At 70.0% G+C, this 4142-nt stretch carries 2 protein-coding genes and 1 pseudogene; 1 reads left to right on the top strand and 2 read right to left on the bottom strand.

Going from position 1 to position 4142, the window contains the following annotated elements; genetic code table 11:
* Positions 1–44: 44 nt before the first annotated feature.
* Both ACNPM4_RS17310 and ACNPM4_RS17305 read right to left on the bottom strand, forming a co-directional pair.
* Positions 45–881, bottom strand: coding sequence for an aldo/keto reductase (locus ACNPM4_RS17310; RefSeq protein ID WP_215070994.1), 837 nt, complete (start codon positions 879–881; stop codon positions 45–47).
* 626 nt (positions 882–1507) lie between these two features.
* A pseudogene (locus ACNPM4_RS17305) lies at positions 1508–2137 on the bottom strand (heparan-alpha-glucosaminide N-acetyltransferase domain-containing protein); the annotation flags it as partial.
* A 13-nt stretch (positions 2138–2150) separates the two neighbouring features.
* Between ACNPM4_RS17305 and hrpA the strand changes: the two are divergent.
* The coding region (gene hrpA / locus ACNPM4_RS17300; protein WP_448986504.1) for an ATP-dependent RNA helicase HrpA at positions 2151–4142 on the top strand (1992 nt) is incomplete at its 3' end.

Raw genomic sequence — 4142 nt, 5'->3', positions numbered from 1 at the left:
ACGGGGCGTCATGTAGGCCGGGAGGCCCGATCCGATCACCCGGGTCAGTTGACCTCGTCCGGGTGCGAGCCGACGCGGCCCGAGCCGTCGAGCGGGTCGAGGGCGTCGATCGCGGCGATCTCAGCATCGGTCAGCTCGAAGCCGAAGACGTCGAGGTTCTCGCGCAGACGCTCGGCGCGCACCGACTTCGGGAACACGATGATCCCCTTCTGCAGGTGCCAGCGCAGCACGGCCTGCGCAGGGGTGACCCCGTGCGCGGCCGCGGCATCTGCCACCGCCGGGGTGCCGAACAGGTCGTACTTGCCCTGCCCGAGCGGACCCCAGGCCTCGATCTTGATGCCGTGCTCGCCGGCCCAGGCGACCACGTCGCGCTGCTGGTAGGCCGGGTGCAGTTCGATCTGGTTCACGGCCGGCACCACGCCGGTCTCTTTCACCACGCGCTCGAGGTGCGGCACCAGGAAGTTCGAGACGCCGATGCTGCGGGTGAGACCCGCCTCACGCAGCTCGATGAGCTTCGTGAACGCGTGCAGGTAGTCGCCGATCGCGGGGGCCGGCCAGTGCACCAGGTACAGGTCGACCTTCTCGAGGCCGAGCTTGTCGAGGCTCTCGCCGATGGCCGCACGCGGCTCGTCGCCGTGGTGACGGTCATTCCAGAGCTTGGTCGTGATGAACAGCTCGTCGCGGGCGATGCCGGACGCGGCGATCGCGGCGCCGACGCCCTCTTCGTTGCCGTAGATGGCGGCGGTGTCGATGTGGCGGTAGCCGATCTCGAGCGCCTCGCTCACCGCGCGCTCGGTCTCTGCCGGCGGCACCTTGAAGACGCCGTAGCCGAGCTGCGGGATGGAGTTGCCGTCGTTCAGTTCGAGTGCAGGAATGCTCATCCCTCCAGCCTATGACCGGCATCCGACGTCGAGGCCGGGGATGAAGAAACAAGTGCCATCGCCGCCGCCCCGCGGCCGACGAGCCGTTCCAGCGGTCCTCGGCCGAAGAACATCGACCAGAGCGTCGTCACCACCAGCAGCCCGATGGCGGTCGAGGCCCAGAACTCGTTGCTGGAGAAGAAGCCCCCGGGCCCTCCGAACAGGACGATCGACAGCACGTGCGCACTGTATGCCGTCAGCGGCATGGAGCCCAGCGCGCCCAGCGGCAGCAGCACCCAGCGCAGCGGTCGGCTGAGCAGCAGGCACAGGGCGATGACGGTCAGCGCGAAGCCGCCGGAGCCGAGTACCTCGGCCGTGCCACCGCTGTGCGGCTCGACCGCGAACACCGCCGCGAGCACGGAGCCCAGCGGATCGGACGCTTCCAGCGCCTGCGGATACCCCTCCCACCCGTTCGGCATTGACACGTCGAAGGAGCTCTCGCTGAACGAGGAGCCGTCGACGAATGAGGAGCTGCTGTATTCGGCCGGTGTGCTGAGGCCCGCAGCCTGACCGATGCCGCCGAGGCCGTAGCCGACCACCGCGAGCACGATGCCGACCGCGAGCGCGATCACGGCGGTGCGCACACGCTCGACGTGCATCCGTCCCAGCGCCATGCCGCCGAGCACGAGGGCCAGCCACACCGTGATCGGGTAGGTGCCGTACAGCACGAAGCCGATCCCGGTGCCGAAGGGATGCAGCATCACGGCTCCGAGGAACGCCAGCAGCGCCGGGCCGAGCAGGGCGAGCGCTGCCGCGGCGAGCAGCAGCTGCCACGGGCGCCACCGGAGGAACGGGATCACCGCGACATAGAGGATGCCGTAGAGCGTGAGGATCACCGCGATCGGGGTGTTCAGCATCTCCAGCGCCAGTCCGATCAGGAAGATCACTGCCCCGCGCCCGACGAGGTTCAGGCGGATGCTCGGCAGGCGCTCGCGCTCCGGCAGCACGCTGCGTCCGGTCATCAGCGCGATGGACACTCCGGCGAGGAGCGCGAACAGGATCGACGAGCGCCCGTGCACGAGGTCGGTCCACGTCGCCGGGTCCATCCACTCGAACGCCTCGGTCTCGCCGATGTGCGCGCCCGCCATGCCGAGGATCGCCAGCCCGCGAGCGACATCCAGTCCGAGGATGCGCGGCGGGCGCCCGAACTCGCGGAACCAGCGGACGGGGGCGGCAGCGGTGATCACCAGATGATCGTAGGGGGCGAATCCCGTCATACGATGGAGGGCTATGTCCTCCCCCGTGATCTCCTACCCTCCGGAGCTGCCCGTCAGCGCTGCCCGGGTCGAGATCGGCGACGCCATCCGCGACCACCAGGTCGTGATCGTCGCGGGCGCCACCGGGTCGGGCAAGACCACCCAGCTGCCGAAGATCGCGCTCGAGCTCGGGCGGGAGCGCATCGCGCACACCCAACCGCGTCGCCTCGCCGCCCGGACGATCGCGGAGCGGGTCGCGGAAGAGCTCCAGGTCGAGCTCGGCACGCTCGTCGGCTACAAGGTGCGCTTCACCGACAAGGTGTCGGACGCCACGCGCATCGCGCTGATGACCGACGGCATCCTGCTCAACGAGATCCACCGCGACCGACTGCTCACCCGGTACGACACGATCATCATCGACGAGGCGCACGAACGCTCCCTCAACGTCGACTTCCTGCTCGGCTACCTGGCCCGCATCCTGCCGGAGCGCCCCGACCTCAAGGTGATCATCACCTCGGCGACCATCGACCCGGAGAGCTTCGCGAAGCACTTCGCCGCGGCGGATGGCACACCGGCGCCGATCATCGAGGTATCCGGTCGCACGTATCCGGTCGAGATCCGCTACCGCGGACAGGTCGAAGACGGGGACGACGAGGACGCACCGGCCGAGCCGGAGGACGAGGTCTCGGCCATCGTCGCCGCCCTGCGCGAGCTCGACCGCGAGGCGCCGGGCGATGTGCTCGTGTTCCTCCCCGGCGAGGCCGAGATCCGGGATGCGGCCGACGCCGTGCGCGGCGCCTACGCGAACGACCGCGCCCCCACCGAGGTGCTCCCCTTGTTCGGCCGGCTCTCCGCCGCCGACCAGCACCGCGTGTTCGAGCGCAGCAGGGTGGCGGGCGTCCGCCGCCGCGTCATCCTCGCCACGAACGTCGCCGAGACGAGCCTCACGGTGCCCGGCATCAAGTACGTCATCGACACTGGCACCGCGCGCATCTCGCGCTACAGCAACCGGTCCAAGGTGCAGCGTCTGCCGATCGAGGCGGTCTCGCAGGCCTCGGCGAACCAGCGATCCGGCCGCGCCGGCCGCACCAGCGACGGCATCGCGATCCGCCTCTACTCGGAAGAGGACTACGACCGGCGCCCGGAGTACACCGAGCCCGAGATCCTGCGCACCTCGCTCGCGTCCGTCATCCTGCAGATGCTCTCGCTCGGGTTCGGCGACATCACGGCCTTCCCGTTCCTCACGCCGCCCGACTCTCGCGGAGTGAAGGCGGCGTTCGACCTGCTCACCGAGCTCGGTGCGGTCGAGCCGTCCCGTCGCGACGGGTCGCCGCACCTGACCCGCATCGGTCGCGACATCGCACGCATGCCGATCGACCCGCGGTTCGCGCGGATGCTGATCGAGGCGGGGCGCGGGGGCTCGGCCGGCACCGTGACCCGCGATGTGCTCGCGATCGTCTCGGGCATGACGATCCAGGATGTGCGCGAGCGACCCGAGGAGCGCCGCGAGGAGGCCGACCGCCTGCACGCCCGGTTCGTCGACCCGACCAGTGACTTCCTGGCCCTGCTGAACCTCTGGAACCATCTGCGCGAACAGCAGCGTGAGCTCGGGTCGAGTGCGTTCCGTCGGCTGTGCCGCTCGGAGCATCTCAATTACGTGCGAGTGCGGGAGTGGTTCGACGTGCACCGTCAGCTGCGCACGCTCGTGAAGACGCCCGACCGCGCCGGCGACGACACCGGAACGAGCGACCCGGACGCCATCCACCGCGCCCTGCTGTCGGGACTCCTGTCGCAGATCGGCCTCCTCGACGAGCGCACCGCCCCGGCGGGCAAGGCGCACTCTCCCGCGAAGGAGCCGAAGGGCCGTCGCATCGCCGAGTACCGCGGCGCCCGTGGCATCCGCTTCTCGATCTTCCCCGGCTCGGGTCTACGGAAGAAGAGTCCTCGCGCGGTGATCGCGGCCGAGATCGTGGAGACCTCCCGCACGTTCGCGCGGACGGTCGCGGCGATCGACCCGGCGTGGGCC

The sequence above is a fragment of the Microbacterium umsixpiens genome, from assembly GCF_053543675.1.
The sequence above is the reverse complement of the archived record's forward strand: the minus strand, read 5'-3'. Positions and strand labels throughout refer to the sequence as shown.